Origin of the sequence: Streptomyces sp. NPDC060028 (genome assembly GCF_042736725.1) — a bacterium.
Classification (GTDB): Bacteria; Actinomycetota; Actinomycetes; order Streptomycetales; family Streptomycetaceae; genus Streptomyces.
In genome coordinates, this window is record NZ_JBHWVJ010000008.1 from 72076 (window position 1) to 89773 (window position 17698).

The following is a 17698-nucleotide window of genomic DNA, read 5'->3' on the forward strand; positions in this document are numbered from 1 at the left end:
CCCGGCGCTCCGGGCGGCACACTCTTCATACGTACATATCGCAGCATCAACGAAAACAGGTATAGGTCATGGCCGGGAACAGCCAGCGCAGGAACCGTCGCACGTCCAACAAGAAGGGCGCGACGGTCGGCAGCGGTGGCCAGCGGCGCAGGGGCCTGGAAGGCAAGGGCCCCACGCCCAAGGCCGAGGACCGCAAGAAGCACAAGGCGAACCGCATCAGCAACGCCATGGCCCGCCAGGCCGCCAAGCGCCGCCCGGCCCCCCGCCGCGGTGGCGCCAAGGGCACCAGCGAGATGGTCGTCGGCCGCAACCCGGTCTTCGAGGCGCTGCGCGACGGCGTACCGGCCACCACCCTGTACGTCCAGCAGTTCATCGACAACGACGAGCGCGTCCGCGAGGCCCTCCAGCTCGCGGCCGAGCGCGGCAACATCAACCTGATGGAAGCCCCGCGCCCCGAGCTCGACCGCATGACCAACGGGCTCAACCACCAGGGCATGGTCCTCCAGGTCCCGCCCTACGAGTACGCGCACCCCGAGGACCTCACCGCCGCCGCCTACGACAACGGCGAGGACCCGCTCATCGTCGCCCTCGACGGCGTCACCGACCCGCGCAACCTCGGCGCGATCGTCCGCTCCGTCTCCGCCTTCGGCGGCCACGGCGTGGTCATCCCCGAGCGCCGCGCCGCCGGCATGACCGCCGGTGCCTGGAAGAGCTCCGCCGGCACCGCCGCCCGCACCCCGGTGTCCCGCGTCACCAACCTGACGCGCGCCCTCCAGGACTACAAGAAGGCCGGCATGACCATCGTCGGCCTCGCCGCCGAGGGCCAGCACACCGTCAACGACCTGCCGGCGCTCGCCGGGCCGGTCGTCATCGTCGTCGGCTCCGAGGGCAAGGGCCTCGGCCGCCTCGTCGGCGAGAACTGCGACTACCTCGTCCGCATCCCGATGCCGGGCGGCGCCGAGTCGCTGAACGCCGGTGTCGCCGCGGGCGTCGTCCTCTACGAGGCGGCCCGCCGCCGCGCCGAGGCCCCGCGCACCTGACCCGCAGCCCGGCCCGGCCGCCGGCGGACCGCCCCCTGAGGGCCCCGCCGACGGTCGGGCTCCGGGCCGTCAGCCCGCCAGGCCCGCCAGCCGGGCCCGCAGCAGCGCCGCCATCGTGAACGCGTCCGTGATCCGGCCGTCCGCCACCATCGCCTCCGCCTGCGCGAACGGCACCGTCAGCGCGCTGCGGATGCCCTCGCCCCCGGCCAGCGCACCCACCTCGTCGATCCGCGCCGCGTACAGCAGCACCCGGTCGCCCAGCACGCCCGTGTCCGGATGCAGCACGCCCAGCGGGATCAGCTCCAAGGCCGCCGCCCCGATCTCCTCGTCCAGCTCCTTGGCCGCATTCGCCTGGTCCGTCATCCCGCCGGTGCCGAAGCCGCGCGGCAGCTCCCAGTGCCAGGACCGGGTGGCGTGCCGGAAGTGCTCGATCAGCACCACCTCGCCGCCCAGCAGCGGCAGCACCACGCACCCCGGCTCGGCCGTCGTCCCGATCGACCTGATGTAGGTGCCCTCGCGGCCGTCCGGGAACCGCACCGGGTCGCGCACCAGCATCACGTACGGGTCCTGGTAGAGCACCCCGCCGGCCGCCGCGAGCGCCGCCGGGTCACTCAGGATCTCGATCCCGCCCGGCTCGTTGCGAAACAACTCCGGCCGCTGCGCGCGCAGCAGCTCGTAGCGCTCCACTCCACTTGCCCCGCCCATGCTCTCCCCCGTGTCGTGTGAAAGGCGGGCCCGCCCGCCCGCCCGCGCCGCGGCGCGCTACGCGGCCGCCTGCTGGTCGGCCGAACGCCTGCGGCCCGTGTCGCCGCTCGGCGCCACCTGGTCGCCATATACCCGAAGGATGGTCTGCCAGTCCTTCCTCAGATTGTTCAGCCGCAGCGACGGCAGGGTCACGCTGTGCCCGAGCCCGCCGCGCAGCCCGAGCCCCTTGCGGCTCTTGTCCCGGAACTGCAGGCGTACGGTCAGCGCCCCGGCGGCCGCCGTCAGCAGCTGGAGCGAGCCCGCCAGCAGCGACATGTCCTCACCCGCGGCCACCTGGAGCGCGATCCCGGACGACTCCAGGATCAGTACCGTGCTGATCTCCCGGGTGAACCCGCGGTGCGAGGCGCTCGTCTTGCGCGCCGTACGCAGCATCCGCGCGTGGAACCGCGCCACGTCACGGGTGTGCTGGGCGAACTCCTCCGGCGACGGCAGCCGCCCGTCCCGGAACCCGCCGTGCACGAACGCCTGCAAGGCGTCGATGTACGACCGCCACTCTTCCTCGCGCCGCAGCCGCACGAGGTCGGCCAGCGACAGCCCCGCGTACGAGTTCGGCCCGTCCACCGCCCGGTGCAGGTCGTCCGCGAACAGCCCCCGCAGCAGCAGGCCGATCATCTCGGGGTCGTCGCCCGTCGGCCGGGACTCCGCCCGCAGCTCCTGGAGCGTCGAGCGCGGCGGCGAGTCCGGCGGGGTCAGCGAGACCAGCCCGCTCGCCTTCGGCACCCCCAGGCTGTACAGCAGGTCGATCAGCTGCTTCGCGGGCACGACGTGATCGCCCTCGCGCAGCAGGTTCTCGTACGGCTGCGTGCCCGGCCGGGTCAGGAACCGCTCGTAGACCGCAGTGCGCGTGATGTCCCGGTCGTTGTCCTGCTCGCCGGCCCAGAAGTACAGGTCCTTGAGGATGCCCTCGCGCATCGCCTGGGCCCGCTCCAGCGCGATGCCCAGGTTCTCGGCGAGCACGGGCGCGGGCAGCCGCCGCAATCCGGACAGCTCCCGCGAGAAGTAGTTGCCCACCTGCCCCGCGTGCGCACGGTTCGCCTCGTCGTCCCAGTCGAAGCGCACCAGCCCCGGATCCGACTCCTCCGTCACCATCCGCTGCCAGGCCGCAGCCACCGACCGGTCGTGCCCCCACCGGAAATCGGCCGCGGCCTCCCGCTCCGTGTACAGGTACGGCACCAGCGCCCGACGGCTCAGCAGTCGGGCGAAGGCCGCGCGTTCGTCCGGCTCGGCCGACGGCAGGTAGTTCGCGTACAGCGCTTCGTTGTTGATGAAGAACGCCCGGTTCACCACCAGCGTCCCGCTGTTGGCGAGCGAGCGCCGCAGCTCCGCCGCGCCGGCCGCCACGGCCTCCATCGAAGGCCCGGCGTGCGCGCTGGCGTGCTGCCGGGACCCTGCCAGATCGGCCGGCAGCCACTGGTTGTCGAGAGCTTGTGCCATCACGGGATAGTCCGTGAGATCTGCGAAGACGAGCTGGTTGTGCGCACGGTCGGTCATCCGCGGTGCCCCCCTAAGACATCAACTGGCTTGATTCTCACATCCGCTGCCGTCAAACATTCCGAACAGCCTTTCCCCTGCCGGGAGATGGCCGGATCTTGACGGGCCTCGGACACATCCCTGATGTCAAGGCAGTGTCCTAAACAGCCGTCACTCGGTTAGATGAGTGTGGACACCAGAACGCCAGGGTTCGACGACCAGCCCGCGCTGAGCATGGTCAAGGTGCCGTGCGACCCCGCACAGGTCATCGTCAACCACGCCAGCTTCCGCGTGCGGCTCGCACCGAGCGCGAGCGCGCGTCCCAAGCCCGCAGGCGCCCCCGGGCGCGTACCCGCCCTCGGCGGAGCACTCGTGGGAGCCGCCGCCGGAGCCGGCCGCCGCCGCCCCGTCGTCTGGAGCGGCAAGTCCGCTCCCGGCGACGCCGCAGCGACGGGCGGCCTGCTCCAGGCCGTACGGGACAACAGCCGAGGCCACGACGAGTTCGACGGCGGCGCCACCCAGGTCATCCCGCGCATCGACCTCGCGCACGACCTCGCCGACGACACCGTCGCCACGCCGACCGTCATCGGCCAGCGCACCTACGGCGACTTCGACGAGACCCGCCCCCTCGCCGCGGTGAGAGACCACCCGTACGAACCCTCGTACGCCGGCGGCGACCACGGACCCGGAACAGAACCCCGGCGCCCCGCCAACGACACCCGCGGCCAAGCCTCGTACTACCCGGGCCGCCGCATGAACCTCGGCGTCGTGCTGCTCCCGCTGCGCGTCTTCCTCGGCTTCATCTCCATCTACGCCGGCATGGGCAAACTCTGCGACCCCGTCTACTTCGACGGCGGCGAACGCGGCTCCATGGTCACCTGGCTGCGCACCCTCCACCCCTGGGCACTCGCCGAACCCCTGCGCGACTTCGCCCTCGCCCACCCCGTCGGAGCCGGACTCACCGTCGCCTTCCTCCAGGTCGTCGTCGGCGTCCTGACGGTCCTCGGCCTCTGGCAGCGCTTCGCCGCCTGCTTCGGCGCCCTGCTCTCCGCCGCCCTGCTCATGACCGTGAGCTGGAAGACCGTCCCCGCCTACGACGCCCCCGACATCATCTACCTGGCCGCCTGGAGCCCGCTGATCATCGCCGGCGCCCCCGTCTACTCCCTCGACGGACGCCTCGCCGGCGAAGCCTGGCGCACCCTCGGCCCCCGCTCCGAGATCTGGCGACTGCGCCGACGCGTCCTGCGCCGCGGAGCCGTCATGGCCACCGTCGTCTGCGGACTCACCCTGCTCGTCGGCTCGCTGCTCGGCGGCGCCGTCCGCTCCAGCACCGTCGTCACCGTCCCCGGGCCCGGCCAGGACCCCAGCAACTACCTGCCCGGACGGCCCCTGCCGCCCACGCCCGTCCAGCAGAAGCCCTCGCAGGCCCCCGCCTCCAAGCCCGCCACCCAGCCCTCCGCCGGCGCCTCCGCACCCACCGCCAAGGCCACCGGCAAGGCCACGAGCGGCTCGACCGCCCGCGAGACCGCCTCGACCGGCGCCGAGTCACCCACCGCCACCCGCGGCACCAGCGGCGGCCAGAGCCCCCGCAGCACCCCCCGCCAGTCCACCCCGCAGCAGCCGCCGTCCTCCTCGTCCAGCAGCCGCGGCGGCACCCCGACGAAGAAGCCCGGCCTCGTGGGAGGCCTCCTCGGCTGACGAGACCCGCCAGACATCAGGGCCCGGCACGCGACGAGCGTGCCGGGCCCTCTCGCGTACCCCCTCCGCCGCAAAAGCCTCAGGAGGCCCGCTGCGCCCCCAACTCCCGTGCCGCCTCGGCCAGATCCTTCGCCGTGTCGATCGCCCGCCAGTAGGCCCCCTGGGGCAGCGGAAAGCCCGCCAGCCGCCGCTCACGCGCCAGCCGGGGGAACGTCGTACGCTCGTGATCCCCCAAATCCGGCAACAGCGCCGCGAATTCCGTGCCGAAGACATACACACCGGCGTTGATCAGATAAGGCGACGGCGGCGCCTCGATGAAATCCAGCACGTGCCCGAACCCGTCGGTCTCCACCACTCCCCACGGAAGCCGCGGCCGGGCCAGCGCCAACGTCGCCACCGCACCCCGCTCCGCATGGAAACCGGCCATCTCGCGCAGCGAGAACCGCGTCCACACGTCACCGTTCGTCGCGAACCACGACCGCTCCGGATGCGGCAGATGCCGCGCCGCGTACTTCAGCCCACCGCCACGGCCCAGCGGCTCCTCCTCCACCACCGTCGTCACGCGCAGCGGCAACGGCGCCCGCGCCAGCCACTCCTGGAGGACCTCCGCGAGATGCCCGCACGACACCACCGCATCGGTGACCCCCTCCGCGGCCAGCCACGCCAACTGGTGCCCGATGATCGGCGTCCCCGTACCCGGGATCTCGACCATCGGCTTCGGACGGTCGTCCGTATACGGCCGCAGCCGCGAACCCTGGCCACCCGCCAGGACGACTGCCTGGGTCGGAGAGGCCGGGAACGCGGCTGCGGGAGAGACGGATCGGGATACGGCGGGCGGAGCGGATGCGGCGGATGGGGCAGATGCGGAAGGCGCGGGGCCGACGTCGGTCATGCCGGCCAGCGTAGGGACGCGGCGGGTCAGCCCATGGAGGCGACACCGGACGCGTACGAGGTGTCGCACACGGGACGCGCGAACGACTGGGCCTTCGTCGGCCCGTACGCGTCGACCGCGGCCCGCCCCAGCGCCCGTGCGATGCCCACACAGTGCTCGGCGAGCGACGGCCGCCGGTCCACCTCCTGCTGGAGGTGGGTGAGGACGTCACCCGGCTGCTCACCCTGCTGGAGCTCGCTGAGCAGCTTGTCGCGCAACACGTCCTGCGCGGCACGCGGCTTCGCGGGGACGGACACGTCCTCGGCGGAGGCGGTCAGGATCTGGGAGGGGGAATTGTCCGCCCAGGGGACCATGGTGACCGCGAGGGTCCCGGACAGGACCAGGACGACGGGCAGGACCAGGGCGAGGGAACGGCCGATACGGCGGGCAGTGTGGGTCACGAGGGCGAGAGTAGCGCTCGGTGAAGAATTGGCGACATTTAGTCACCCGGTCGGGGGATGGTTCGACGTGGCTTTTCGAATTAAGGGTTGACGCGGGGGGCCGAATGGCCCGATCTGCGTAACTCGCGCCGAAGGGGCGCCCCTTGGCGGGAGCGCCCCTTCGGTGCTGTCGGGGATCAGCCGGAGAGGCGGGCCCCGGAGGAGGTCGAGAACACGTGGATCTCACCGACGCGCGGCACCACGTGCAGGGTCGAGCCCTTCTCGGGCACCTGACGGCCGCCCACCCGCACCACGATGTCCTGCGAACCTTCGGCCGCGGAGGTGGAACCGTAGACGTACCCGTCGGCGCCCAGCTCCTCGACGACGTTCACGGTGATCGTCAGACCGCCCGTGTCGCCGATGTCGAAGTGCTCGGGCCGCACGCCCACCGTCACCGTACGGTCGCCCGCGTCGGCGGCCGCCGACAGTGCCTCGCGCGACACCGGGACCACGCTGTCGCCGAACTTCACGCCGCCGTCGGTGATCGGGACCTCGACCAGGTTCATGGCCGGGGAACCGATGAAGCCGGCCACGAAGAGGTTCGCCGGGCGGTCGTACATGTTGCGCGGGGTGTCGACCTGCTGCAGCAGCCCGTCCTTGAGCACGGCCACCCGGTCGCCCATGGTCATGGCCTCGACCTGGTCGTGCGTGACGTACACGGTGGTGATGCCGAGGTCGCGCTGGAGCGCGGCGATCTGGGTGCGCGTCGACACGCGGAGCTTCGCGTCCAGGTTCGACAGCGGCTCGTCCATCAGGAACACCTGCGGCTTGCGCACGATCGCGCGACCCATGGCCACACGCTGACGCTGACCACCGGAGAGGGCCTTGGGCTTGCGGTCGAGGTACGGGGTCAGGTCGAGCATCTTCGCCGCGTCCTCCACCTTCTTGCGAATGGTGGCCTTGTCCTCACCGGCGATCTTGAGCGCGAAGCCCATGTTGTCGGCGACGGACATGTGCGGGTACAGCGCGTAGTTCTGGAACACCATCGCGATGTCCCGGTCCTTGGGCGGCAGGTGCGTGACGTCGCGGTCACCGATGCGGATGGCGCCGCCGTTGACGTCCTCCAGGCCGGCGAGCATGCGCAGCGAGGTGGACTTGCCGCAGCCGGAGGGCCCGACGAGGACGAGGAACTCGCCGTCCTCGATCCCGAGCTCGAGCTGGTCGACGGCGGGCTTGTCGCCGCCGGGGTACAGCCGGGTCGCCTTGTCGAAAGTGACAGAAGCCATGGTGGTGAATCCCTTCTACCGGCAGGAACGTGCCGGACGATCCGAGTGGAAGGTCTAGTCCAGTCAACCGGACTCCGCCCGACGCTACCCGCCGCACGCACATCTGTCAGCCCCCGCGGGTGGTTGTGGGACGGCTTTAACGTGATGGCTCGGGGATTCGGGTGCTGTGTAGAGTGATGGCGGCTCCACGCGCGGTGGGTTTGCGGGTGGTGTGTGCCTCCTTAGCTCAGTCCGGCCAGAGCAACGCACTTGTAATGCGTAGGTCGTCGGTTCGAATCCGACAGGGGGCTCCATCCCAGGTCAGAGACTTGTTGATCAGGGAAATTCATACAGAGGCGGAAGGCTCCGGGTGATCACCCGGAGCCTTCCGCTTTGTTGTCAGTGGCGCCCCGAGATGCGGTCGGCCAGGCGGGCCAGCGGGGTTGTCGTCGGGGCGTGGGTGGCGGCTTCGCGGCGGTCGGCTTCGCGGTAGGCGGCGTACAGGGCCTGGACGCCGAGCCAGCGGAAGGGTTCCGGCTCCCAGCGGCGGACGCGGTGGTTGACCCAGGGGAGGGTCGTCAGGTCCGTGGAGTCCCCGAGGACCAGGTCGCGCAGGGTCCGGGCGGCGAGGTTGGCGGTGGCGACGCCCGAGCCGACGTAGCCGCCGGCCCAGCCGAGGCCCGTGGTGCGGTCCAGGGTGACGGTGGCGCACCAGTCGCGCGGGACGCCGAGGACGCCGGACCAGGCGTGGGTGATCTCCGTACCGGCGAGGACCGGGAAGAACGAGGTCAGGAGGTTGGTGAGGGCCTCGATCGTGGCGGGCTGGGTGCGGCCGTCGTTGTCGGTGCGCGAGCCGTAGCGGTACGGGACCCCGCGGCCGCCGATCGCGATGCGGTCGTCCGCGGTGCGCTGGGCGTACATGTAGGCGTGGGCCATGTCGCCGAGGGTGGCGGCGTCCGACCAGTTGAGCTCGGACCAGGTCGACGGCGGGAGCGGGGCCGTCACGATCATGGACGAGTTCATGGGGAGCCAGGAGCGCTTCTGGCCCTTGAGGGCGGCGGTGAAGCCTTCGGTGCAGCGCAGGACGTGGGGTGCGCGGATGGTGCCGTACGGGGTGATGGCGCGGCGGGGGGTGATCTCGGTGACGGGGGTGGACTCGTGGATGACCACGCCGAGGCGTTCGCAGGCGGCTGCCAGGCCCTTGACGAGTTTGAGGGGGTGGATGCGGGCGCCGTGCGGGGTCCAGCTGGAGCCGACGGCGTCGGCGACGTTGATGTGGGCGCGGGTGGTGGGGGCGTCGTAGAGCTCGCGGTCGCTCTCGCCGAAGGCGAGTTCGGCGGCGTGGAAGGCCTTGAGGCGGGTGAGCTGGGCGGGGGTGCGGGCGACTTCGAGGACTCCGCCGCGGTGGATGTCGGCGTCGATTCCTTCTTCGGCCGTCACGTCGATGACTTCGGTGACGGTGTCGTTCATGGCCTGCTGGAGGCGCTGGGCGGCTTGGTGGCCGTGGAGCCGGGCGTAGCGGTCGCGGCCCGCGATGCCGTTGTAGAGCCAGCCGCCGTTGCGTCCGGAGGCTCCGTAGCCGCAGAACTTCTGCTCCAGGACGGTGACGCGGAGGCCGGGTGCGGCGCGCTTGAGGTAGTAGGCGGTCCACAGGCCGGTGTAGCCGCCGCCGACGATGACGACGTCCGCGGTGGTGTCGCCGGTGAGGGGGGCGCGGGGTGGCTGGTCGGCGGTCTTGTCCGTCGCGTACCAGAAGGAAATGCCGCCGTTGATCGTCATGGGGGAGTTGCTACACCCGGTTTTGGAGGGGTGTCCAGGGACGTGGTGTCGGGTTTCGGGGTGGGAAGGGGGGCCGAATGGTTGATGTGGGCGGGGTGGTCTGGTCCTTAGGGTGGGGCGGGGTATTTTGTTCGGTTTTGGGTGAGAGGTGCGGTAATGGTGCGCATACGTTGGGCAGGGCGCGCGGTCGCGGCCGTTGCGGCGGCCGGGCTGTTGGGCGGGGCGGTCGTCGGTTGTGGGGCGGGCGGGGACCCGAAGGGGGCCGCTGCCGGCGATGCGACGGCCGTGGTGCGGATCAGTCCGATCGCCGATCAGCTGGCGAAGCTGCCGGCGCGGGTGGACGGGGCGAAGGTCGTGGTGGGGCGGGTGGATGCGCCGCACACGGCGCAGGTGTTGGTGGATCCGCGGTGCGGTGCCTGCGGGAAGTTCGAGGAGGCGGGCGGCGAGGTGCTGCTGAGGCTCGCGGGGGAGGGGCGGGTGAAGGTGGAGTACCTGCTGGCTTCGTTCCTGGATCAGGGTGGGGCGAGCGGGTCGGTGAAGGCGGTGAACGCGTTGCGGGCGTCGGTGGACGCGGGGAAGTTCGCGGAGTACAACGCGGCGGTGTTCGCGAGTCAGCCGCGGGGGCGGTTCACGGACGAGTACTTGCTGAGGATCGCGGACGAGGTGCCGGGGCTGCGCGGTGAGGCCTTTGACAAGGCGGTGCGGGAGCAGACGCACAAGGGGTGGGTCGCGGAGGCGGAGAAGGGCTTCGAGGCGACGGGTGCGCAGGGGACGCCGATGGTGCTGATGGGCGGGGAGCCGGTGGGGGCGAAGGACGGCTCGATGTTCGATCCGGGGGCGTTCGCGGCGACGCTGAAGGGTGTGGGAGTGGGCGCGGCGGCGTGAGCCGAGCCGCGCCCGCGGGTGGGGATCGTAGGCTCGGGCCGTGATCGACGGCGTGGATGTTCCGGACGGTTTGGTACGGGCGCAGTTGGCGTACGGGGGCGCTGCGGGGCGGGAGTTCATCGCGGCGTTGCCGGGGCGGGCGGCGGAGTTCCTGGAGCGGTGGGGGCTGCGGCGGACGGGGCCGGGGATGCACGGGGCGACGGCTCTGGTGTTGCCGGTGGTGCGGGGTGACGGGGTGGCGGCGGCGTTGAAGCTGCCGTTGCCGGACGAGGAGAACGCGGGGGAGGCGCTCGCGCTGCGGGCGTGGGCCGGGGCGGGCTGCGTACGGCTGCTGGAGCATGACGCCGCGACCGGGGTGCTGCTGCTGGAGCGGCTCGACGAGGGGCGGCCGTTGTCGGGGTTGGCGGTGCGGGACTCGCGGGCGGCGGTGCGGGTGGTGGGGGAGTTGTCGGCGCGGCTGACGGCGGTGCGGGCGCCGGCGGGGCTGCGGACGCTGGGCGGTGTGGCGGCGGGGATGCTGGCGGGGGTGGCGGGGGCGCTGCCGCGGGTGGGGGACGGGCGGGAGCGGGGGTTGGTGGCGGATTGTGCGGCGGCGGTGGCGGAGGTGGTGGGGGAGCCGGGGGACCGGTTGCTGCACTGGGATCTGCATTTCGGCAACGTGCTGGCGGGCGGGCGTGAGGCGTGGCTGACGATCGATCCGAAGCCGTTGGCGGGGGATCCGGGGTTCGAGCTGTTGCCGGCGCTGGTGAACAACTTCGTGGTGGACGAGGTGCGGTGGCGGTTCGATCTGCTGACGGAGGCGTTGGGGGCGGATCGGGAGCGGGCGCGGGCGTGGACGTTGGGACGGGTGTTGCAGAACTGTCTGTGGGACGTGGAGGACGGGCAGTCGCGGATGGGCGCGGAGCAGATGGCGGTGGCGGCCGCGCTGCTGGGCGGGAGCCGCCGGTCTTAGGCTGCGGGCATGATCCGTAGCGCTGTTGCCGAGGACGTTCCCGTCATCCAGGCCATGATCCGCGAGCTCGCGGAGTACGAGAAGGTGCCGGATGAGGCGCGGGCCACGCAGGAGCAGTTGCGGGAGGCGCTGTTCGGGGAGCGGCCGGCGGCGTTCGCGCACATCGCGGAGTCCGATGAGGGGGAGGTCGTCGGGTTCTCGGTGTGGTTCCTGAGTTTCTCGACGTGGCGTGGGGTGCACGGCATCTATCTGGAGGACCTGTACGTGCGGCCGGGCGCGCGCGGCGGTGGCTACGGGAGGGCGCTGCTCGGGGAGTTGGCGCGGATCTGCGTGGAGCGCGGGTACGGGCGGCTGGAGTGGTCGGTGCTGAAGTGGAACGCCCCGACGATCGAGTTCTACGAGGCGTTGGGTGCGCGGCGGCAGGACGAGTGGTCGGTGTACCGACTGACGGACGGGGCGTTGAGGGCGGTCGGGAGCGCGTAGCGGGTTGTCGGCGGTCAGGGTTCCAGGATGACTTTGCCGGTGGTGGCGCGGGTTTCCAGGTCGTGGTGGGCGGCGGCGGCCTGGGCCAGGGGGTAGCGCTGGAGGGCGGGGCGCAGGCGGCCGGCGGCGGCTTCGGCGAGGGCGCGGGTTTCGAGGACGCGCAGGGGGTCGGGGGCGCCGACGCGTTGGAGCATGGCGGGGCCGAGGACGTGGTGGGTGGTGATGGCGCGGGCGGTGAGGTCGGCGCGGTCGGTGTCGGTGAGGGGGATGGGGCCGTCGGCCCAGCCGAAGACGAGGTGGTGGGCGCCGGGGGCGAGCAGGCGCAGCGCGGTGCGGGCGGTGGGGCCGCCGACGGAGTCGAAGAGGTGGGTGGCGCCGTGGGGGTGGGCGGTGCGGACGGCTTCGGGCCAGTCGGGGCGGGTGTAGTCGAGGGCGAGGTCGGCGCCGTTGGCGGTGGCGAGGGCGGTTTTGGCGGGGCCGCCGGCGAGGGCGATGACGGTGGCTCCGGCGTTCTTGGCGTACTGGACGAGGAGGGTGCCGATGCCTCCGGCGGCGGCGGGGACGAGGGCGACGGAGTCGGGGCCGAGGTCGGCGAACTGGAGGATTCCGAGGGTGGTGCGGCCGGTGCCGATCATGGCGACGGCCTGGGCGGGGTCGAGGCCGTCGGGTACGGGGTGCAGGCGGTCGGCGTCGGCGACGGCGTACTCGGCGTAGCCGCCGGGGGCGAAGCCGAGGTGGGTGACGACGCGGCGGCCGAGCCAGGCGGGGTCGGTGGCGGGGCCGAGGGCGTCGACGGTGCCGGCGACTTCGCGGCCGGGGATGGTGGGGAGCGTGGGCAGGGCGGGGGCGGGGCCCTGGATGCCTCGGCGCAGGGTGGTGTCGAGGAGGTGGACGCCGGCGGCGGCGACGGCGATGCGGACCTGGCCGGGGGCGGGGAGGGGGGTGGGGGCGGTTTCGTGGCGGAGGTGGTCGGCGGGGCCGAAGGTGTGGAGGCGGATGGCGCGCATGGTGGCGGGGGCAGGCGTGGCGGCAGGGGCGGGGGCGGCAGGGGTGTCTGGGTTGTCCATGCGGCCAGGGTGTGACCTCAAGGGTGGTTGAGGTCAAGGGATTGTCGGTGCCGTGGGCCACGATGGGGGAATGGTGCGAAACGGGCGGCAGCAGACGGTGAAGGCGGCTCGGCGGCCGGAGGTGCGGCTGCCTGAACTGGCGGTGTGGGAGGAGGGCCGGCTGGAGCCGGACGGCGACTACGACGGGGTGGAGTTCGCGGACCTGGACCTGGCGGGGCAGGAGGGGATCGGGGCCCGGTTCATGGACTGCGCGGTACGGCGCTGCGCGCTGGACGAGGCGGGGCTGGCGAAGGCGCGGTTCCTGGACTCCGTACTGGAGGGCGTGCGGGGGGTCGGGACGGATCTGTCGGGGGCTTCGCTGCGGGACGTGGAGCTGGTGGAGGCTCGGCTGGGCGGGGTGCAGCTGCACGGGGCGGTGCTGGAGCGGGTGCTCGTACGCGGCGGCAAGATCGATTACCTGAACCTGCGGATGGCGCGGCTCAAGGACGTGGTCTTCGACGGGTGCGTGCTGGTGGAGCCGGACTTCGGGGGTGCGGTGCTGGAGCGGGTGGAGTTCCGGGGCTGTGCGCTGCGGGAAGCCGATTTCTCCGGGGCGCGGATGACGGACGTGGATCTGCGGGGCGCGGCGGAGCTGGGCATCGCGCGGGGGGTGGAAGCGCTGTCCGGGGCGGTGATCAGCCCGGCTCAGCTGTTCGACCTGGCTCCGGCGCTGGCGGCGCAGCTGGGGGTGCGGGTGATCGCGTAGCGGCGCGCGGGCCCGCGACCGAGGCTCCGCGCGGGCCCGCGGCCGAGGCTCCGCCCCGGGCGTCAGACGACGGCGGGGGCGGGGCGGGCGCGTGGGCTAGTGCTGTGGCCGGAAAGGTTTGCCGGGTCGCGGTGTCCGGTGCGGTGCGTCGCAAGGCGGAGGACCGCGTCTCGTACTGGACGTACTTGCGCGGTCCGACAACACGGCGAGGTGCCGTACCGGGCGCCGCGACGCGGTGAACCTTTCCGGTTACAGCACTAGGCCGGGACTCGGGGGAAGCGGGACTGGAGGGTCCAGATGACCGGGTTGTCGGCGAGGCCGTCGTGCATGTCCACGAGGTCGGCGATGAGGTCGTGGAGGAAGTCGCGGGCTTCGCGGCGCAGCAGGCGGTGGCTGAAGGTCAGCGGGTCCTCCTCCGGCGGCATCCAGTCGGCCTCGACGTCGACCCAGCCGAAGCGGCGCTCGAAGAGCATGCGGTCGGTGGACTCGGTGAAGTCGAGTTCGGCGTACTGGCGGTTGGCGGAGCGGCTGCCGCGGGGGTCCTGGTCGAGCTGTTCGACGATGTCGCACAGCGCCCAGGCGAAGTCCAGTACGGGCACCCATCCCCAGGCTGTGGATACTTCCCGGTCCTTGTCGGTGTCGGCGAGGTAGACGTCCCCGCAGAACAGGTCGTGGCGCAGCGCGTGGACGTCCGCCGAGCGGTAGTCGGTCTGCGGGGGGTCGGGGAAGCGCCGGGAGAGGGAGTAGCCGATGTCGAGCACGTACCCGATGGTGTCACGGGTACGGGCGGGCGGGCGCGCCCCCACCCCTGGACGGGTGGGGGCGCCGGGGGTCAGCGGACGTTGACGGCGGTCCAGGCGGCGGCGACGCGGCTGAGCTGGACGGAGGTGGGGCCGTAGAGGTCGCCGGCGGCCTGGAGTGTGGCGCGGCGGGCGGCGGAGTAGTTGGTGTTGGAGGTCATGTAGAGGGTCAGTGCGCGGTACCAGATGCGGGTGGCCTCGTCGCGGCCGATGCCGAGCAGCTTGGAGCCGTCGTAGGTGGGGGAGTCGTAGGCGATGCCGTTGATGACCTTGGGGCCGCTGCCTTCGGCGAGGAGGTAGAAGAAGTGCCGGGCGGGGCCGGAGGCGTAGTGCGCGTCGAGGGTGCCGATGTCGCGGGACCAGTAGTCGCGGGAGTGGCCGTCGAGGCTGGGCCGGTCCATGGTGCGCAGCGGGCCGTCGGCGAAGACGGCTTCGCCGATGTGGTAGTCGCCGACGTCGGTGGCGTTCTCGGCGGAGAACTCGATGGCGGCGCCGAGGATGTCGGAGGTGCCCTCGTTGAGGCCGCCGGGTTCGCCGCTGAGGATGAGGTTCGCGGTGTTGGCGGTCACTCCGTGGGTGAGTTCGTGGCCGACGATGTCGAGTGAGGCGAGGGTTTGGCCGGTTGCGGGGTCGTCGCCGTAGTTGGCGCAGCCGCAGGTGCCGTCCCAGAAGGCGTTGGGGTAGTTGTTGCCGTAGTGGACGCGGGAGGTGACGCCGACGCCGTCGCCCCGGATGCCGTTGCGGCCGAGTACGCCCTTGTAGTAGTCCCAGGTCACGGCGGTGGCGTAGTGGGCGTCGACGCCGGCTGACTGACGGTTGGACGGGGCGCCGTTGCCCCAGGTGTCGTCGGGGTCGGTGAAGAGGGTGCCGCCGCCGGGCTGGTTCTTGGCGTCGAGGGTGCGCTGGTTGCCGCGGGTGGTGTCGCGGAGCTGGTAGAGGCTGCCGGTGAAGTAGGTGGTGAGCGGGACGGTGCCGGCGTGCTGGCTGTGGCCGGTGCCGGCGGCGATGGCGTCGTACGCGGCGAGGGTGGCGCCGGTGCGGGCGTCCGTGACGGTGTGGAGCTCGCTGGGGGTGCCGTCGGGATGGGTGGTGCGGGTGGTGGTCTCCCGGGCGAGGGTGGGGGTGGGCGCGGCCCAGACGACCTGGCGGCCCGGACCCTTCCTCGCGGCCTTGCCGGTGGGGAGGGTGAGCGTGATCGGGGTGTCGTTGCCGGTGGTGGTGCGGGTGCCGTCGGGGCGTTGGTGGACGACGATGTCGCCGCCGAGGACGGGCAGGCCGGCGTACGTGCGGTCGTAGCGGGTGTGGGTGGTGCCGTCGGGGTCGGTGACGGTGCTGCGGGCCACGAGCCGGGTTTGTTCGGCGGGTGCGGGGGCGGCGGTGGCTGCGTTCGCCGTGACCGCGGTGGCGGTGAGGGCGGCTGCGGTGCCGAGGAGGACGGCGAGGCGGATGGGGTGGGTCACGCGGGCTCCTTCGCGGTGGCCGGGGTGGCGGCGCGAGTGAGCGTGGCACCGAGGGGTGCGGGTTTGGCAGGTCTACGACACGAACCCGTCAGGGGTTGTCCGAAGAACGGCCCCCGGCTGGCCGGATTCCCGGGGTTGCCGCTGCGCGGAGCTGGCTCCCCGGCCGTGCCCGGGAGCCGGACGGATTCCGGCGGGGCCGCGCGCGGGCCGCGTCAAGACGGCAGCAGGCGCTGTTCCTTGGCGACCGCGACGGCGCCCGCGCGGGTGTCCACGCCGAGCTTGTCGTAGATGCGGCCCAGGTGGGTCTTGACCGTGGCTTCGCTGATGAACAGCGCGCGGGCGATGTCGCGGTTGCCCAGGCCCCGGGCCAGTTGGCCCAGGATGTCGAGTTCGCGGTCCGTCAGGGTCGGGCGGGCGCCGCGCATGTGGGCCATCACGCGGCTGGCCACGGGCGGGGAGAGGGTGGTGCGGCCCGCCGCCGCGGAGTGGATCGCGGTGAAGAGCTCCTCGGGGCGTTCCGCCTTCAGCAGGTAGCCGGTCGCGCCCGCGCCGATCGCCCGGGTGATGTCGGCGTCCGTGTCGTAGGTGGTCAGGACCAGCACGTGCGGGGGTGCGGGCAGGGCCGTGATGCGGCGCGTCGCCTCGACCCCGTCGATGCCCGCGCCGAGCTGGAGGTCCATCAGGACCACGTCGGGGCGGAGTTTGGCGGCCAGGGCGACCGCCTCCTCGCCGCTGCCGGCCTCGCCGAGGACCTCGATGTCCGGTTCGCTGCCGAGCAGCGCCAGCAGGCCGGCGCGCACCACGGCGTGGTCGTCGCAGAGGAGGATCGTGGTCATCCTGTGGGCTCCAGGGGGATGGAGGCGGAGAGGACGGTGCCCTCGCCCGGGGTGGATTCGATCGTCAGGGTGCCGCCGAGCCGGCGCACGCGGGCGTGCATCGCCGGGAGGCCGTGACCGCGGTCTCCCGTGGTGGCCCCGGAATCCCGCAAGCCGCGGCCGTCGTCCGCGATGTCCAGCACCACCTGGTCGCCCAGGTAGCTGAGGGTGAGGGCCGCGGTCCGGGCGCCCGAGTGCTCCCGTACGTTGGCCAGCGCGCCCTGGGCGATGCGCAGCAGGGCGGATTGCGCGCGCTCCGGCAGCGGGGCCGGGGCGCCTTCCAGGTGGAAGCGGACCTCGATGTCCGGACCGGCGTCGAGCGCGCGCAGGGCGTCGGCGAGGCGGGCGCCGCCCTCCAGTTCCCGCGGTGCCAGGTCGTGGACGAGCCTGCGGGCCTCGGCCAGGCCGCGGGCGGCGATGCCGGTGGCGGTGCGGACGTGCGCGCGGGCGGCGGCGGGGTCGGTGTCCCAGGTGCGGTCGGCGGCCTGGAGCAGCATCTGCTGGCTGGACAGGTGCTGGGCGAGGGTGTCGTGGATCTCCATGGACAGGCGCTGGCGTTCGGCGAGGGTGCCTTCGCGGCGTTCGGTGGCGGCCAGCTCCCGGCGGGTGCGGATCAGGTCGTCGATCAGGGCCCGCTGGGCCTGGGCCTGGCGTTCCATGTGGACGAAGACGGCCGTGGCGAGCGCGGCGACCGCGGGCGGGGCCACGAGGAGGTTCGGGTCGAAGGCCTTCGACAGTTTCAGCTGGGCGGCCACCACGAACACCGTGAGCAGTGCGACCAGGGCGATCGCCGCCCGCGGGGGCAGGGTCCGCAGGGCCGTGTAGAAGAGCGGTACGGCGCACCAGGCGAAGCTGGGCGCGAGGACGACCAGCACGACCCAGGTGGCGACGACCAGGCCGAGCCACAGGAGCCGGCGCAGGGTGGGTGCGGCGCCGAGCGCGGGGCCCAGTACGTACAGCAGGGCCAGGGTGATGCTGAGGGCGATGATCCACGGGGTGCGGGGCTCACCGGGGTGGCGGAGCAGGAAGCGGGCCACGGAGGAGCCCAGGAGCAGGAAGAACGCCGTGTGCATGACCGCCGCCAGCACGCGGGTGTCTGGTTT

General features: G+C 72.6%; 17 protein-coding genes and 1 tRNA gene. 7 read left to right on the plus strand and 11 right to left on the minus strand.

The window, feature by feature from the left end; genetic code table 11:
* The first annotated feature begins 68 nt into the window (after positions 1-68).
* Positions 69-1040 carry a 23S rRNA (guanosine(2251)-2'-O)-methyltransferase RlmB gene (rlmB, locus tag ACFWBF_RS06835; RefSeq protein WP_385596325.1) on the plus strand — a complete coding sequence of 324 codons (972 nt, stop codon included), beginning with the start codon at positions 69-71 and terminating at the stop codon, positions 1038-1040.
* A 69-nt stretch (positions 1041-1109) separates the two neighbouring features.
* Here rlmB and ACFWBF_RS06840 read toward each other — a convergent pair whose 3' ends face one another.
* Together ACFWBF_RS06840 and ACFWBF_RS06845 are read right to left on the minus strand one after the other, a co-directional pair.
* Positions 1110-1745, minus strand: a complete 636-nt coding sequence (locus ACFWBF_RS06840; RefSeq protein ID WP_385596328.1) for an NUDIX hydrolase — start codon at positions 1743-1745, stop codon at positions 1110-1112.
* A gap of 57 nt (positions 1746-1802) precedes the next feature.
* Entirely contained in the window at positions 1803-3296 is a 1494-nt protein-coding gene (locus ACFWBF_RS06845) for a hypothetical protein (protein ID WP_385596331.1), read from the minus strand.
* A gap of 162 nt (positions 3297-3458) precedes the next feature.
* On the opposite strand from ACFWBF_RS06845, the gene ACFWBF_RS06850 reads away from it, so the two are divergent.
* Positions 3459-4973: a DoxX family membrane protein gene (locus ACFWBF_RS06850; protein ID WP_385596333.1), complete on the plus strand. Its 1515-nt coding sequence runs from the start codon at positions 3459-3461 to the stop codon at positions 4971-4973.
* 79 nt (positions 4974-5052) lie between these two features.
* Here the strand turns inward: ACFWBF_RS06850 and ACFWBF_RS06855 are convergent, their stop codons facing one another.
* The 3 genes from ACFWBF_RS06855 to ACFWBF_RS06865 all read right to left on the minus strand — a co-directional run bounded on the left by ACFWBF_RS06855 (position 5053) and on the right by ACFWBF_RS06865 (position 7570).
* Positions 5053-5865 carry an NDP-sugar synthase gene (locus ACFWBF_RS06855; protein WP_385596336.1) on the minus strand — a complete coding sequence of 271 codons (813 nt, stop codon included), beginning with the start codon at positions 5863-5865 and terminating at the stop codon, positions 5053-5055.
* A gap of 26 nt (positions 5866-5891) precedes the next feature.
* A complete protein-coding gene (locus ACFWBF_RS06860) occupies positions 5892-6305 on the minus strand; it encodes a hypothetical protein (RefSeq protein WP_385221870.1) in 414 nt (137 codons plus the stop codon).
* 176 nt (positions 6306-6481) lie between these two features.
* Positions 6482-7570 (minus strand): ABC transporter ATP-binding protein, encoded by a 1089-nt coding sequence (locus ACFWBF_RS06865; RefSeq protein WP_385596339.1) that lies wholly within the window; start codon positions 7568-7570, stop codon positions 6482-6484.
* 215 nt (positions 7571-7785) lie between these two features.
* Here ACFWBF_RS06865 and ACFWBF_RS06870 point away from each other — a divergent pair.
* Positions 7786-7863: transfer RNA gene (locus tag ACFWBF_RS06870), tRNA-Thr, on the plus strand.
* A gap of 85 nt (positions 7864-7948) precedes the next feature.
* Here the strand turns inward: ACFWBF_RS06870 and ACFWBF_RS06875 are convergent.
* The gene (locus ACFWBF_RS06875) at positions 7949-9328 is read right to left on the minus strand and encodes an NAD(P)/FAD-dependent oxidoreductase (RefSeq protein WP_385596342.1); all 1380 of its coding nucleotides are present in this window, start codon (positions 9326-9328) and stop codon (positions 7949-7951) included.
* A 156-nt stretch (positions 9329-9484) separates the two neighbouring features.
* On the opposite strand from ACFWBF_RS06875, the gene ACFWBF_RS06880 reads away from it, so the two are divergent.
* The 3 genes from ACFWBF_RS06880 to ACFWBF_RS06890 are packed head-to-tail and all read left to right on the plus strand — an operon-like array spanning position 9485 to position 11648.
* The gene (locus tag ACFWBF_RS06880; RefSeq protein ID WP_385596345.1) at positions 9485-10213 is read left to right on the plus strand and encodes a DsbA family protein; all 729 of its coding nucleotides are present in this window, start codon (positions 9485-9487) and stop codon (positions 10211-10213) included.
* A 40-nt stretch (positions 10214-10253) separates the two neighbouring features.
* A complete protein-coding gene (locus ACFWBF_RS06885) occupies positions 10254-11165 on the plus strand; it encodes an aminoglycoside phosphotransferase family protein (RefSeq protein ID WP_385596348.1) in 912 nt (303 codons plus the stop codon).
* A gap of 9 nt (positions 11166-11174) precedes the next feature.
* Positions 11175-11648, plus strand: a complete 474-nt coding sequence (locus ACFWBF_RS06890) for a GNAT family N-acetyltransferase (protein ID WP_385596351.1) — start codon at positions 11175-11177, stop codon at positions 11646-11648.
* Between the two features lie 14 nt (positions 11649-11662).
* Here ACFWBF_RS06890 and ACFWBF_RS06895 read toward each other — a convergent pair whose 3' ends face one another.
* A complete protein-coding gene (locus tag ACFWBF_RS06895) occupies positions 11663-12655 on the minus strand; it encodes a zinc-binding dehydrogenase (protein ID WP_385596465.1) in 993 nt (330 codons plus the stop codon).
* A gap of 130 nt (positions 12656-12785) precedes the next feature.
* Here ACFWBF_RS06895 and ACFWBF_RS06900 point away from each other — a divergent pair, with 130 nt between their 5' ends.
* Positions 12786-13460, plus strand: a complete 675-nt coding sequence (locus ACFWBF_RS06900) for a pentapeptide repeat-containing protein (RefSeq protein WP_385596354.1) — start codon at positions 12786-12788, stop codon at positions 13458-13460.
* A 257-nt stretch (positions 13461-13717) separates the two neighbouring features.
* Here the strand turns inward: ACFWBF_RS06900 and ACFWBF_RS06905 are convergent, their stop codons facing one another.
* From ACFWBF_RS06905 to ACFWBF_RS06920, 4 genes are all read right to left on the minus strand, one after another.
* Positions 13718-14221 (minus strand): hypothetical protein, encoded by a 504-nt coding sequence (locus ACFWBF_RS06905; RefSeq protein ID WP_385221889.1) that lies wholly within the window; start codon positions 14219-14221, stop codon positions 13718-13720.
* 71 nt (positions 14222-14292) lie between these two features.
* On the minus strand, positions 14293-15720 hold the full coding sequence (locus tag ACFWBF_RS06910; RefSeq protein WP_385596357.1) for a M4 family metallopeptidase: 1428 nt from the start codon (positions 15718-15720) through the stop codon (positions 14293-14295).
* A gap of 212 nt (positions 15721-15932) precedes the next feature.
* Complete coding sequence (locus ACFWBF_RS06915; RefSeq protein ID WP_385596360.1) at positions 15933-16556, minus strand: response regulator; 624 nt, start codon at positions 16554-16556, stop codon at positions 15933-15935.
* Positions 16553-17668 carry a sensor histidine kinase gene (locus ACFWBF_RS06920; RefSeq protein WP_385596468.1) on the minus strand — a complete coding sequence of 372 codons (1116 nt, stop codon included), beginning with the start codon at positions 17666-17668 and terminating at the stop codon, positions 16553-16555. Before ACFWBF_RS06920 ends, ACFWBF_RS06915 begins: the two co-directional genes overlap by 4 nt.
* Positions 17669-17698: the final 30 nt, after the last annotated feature.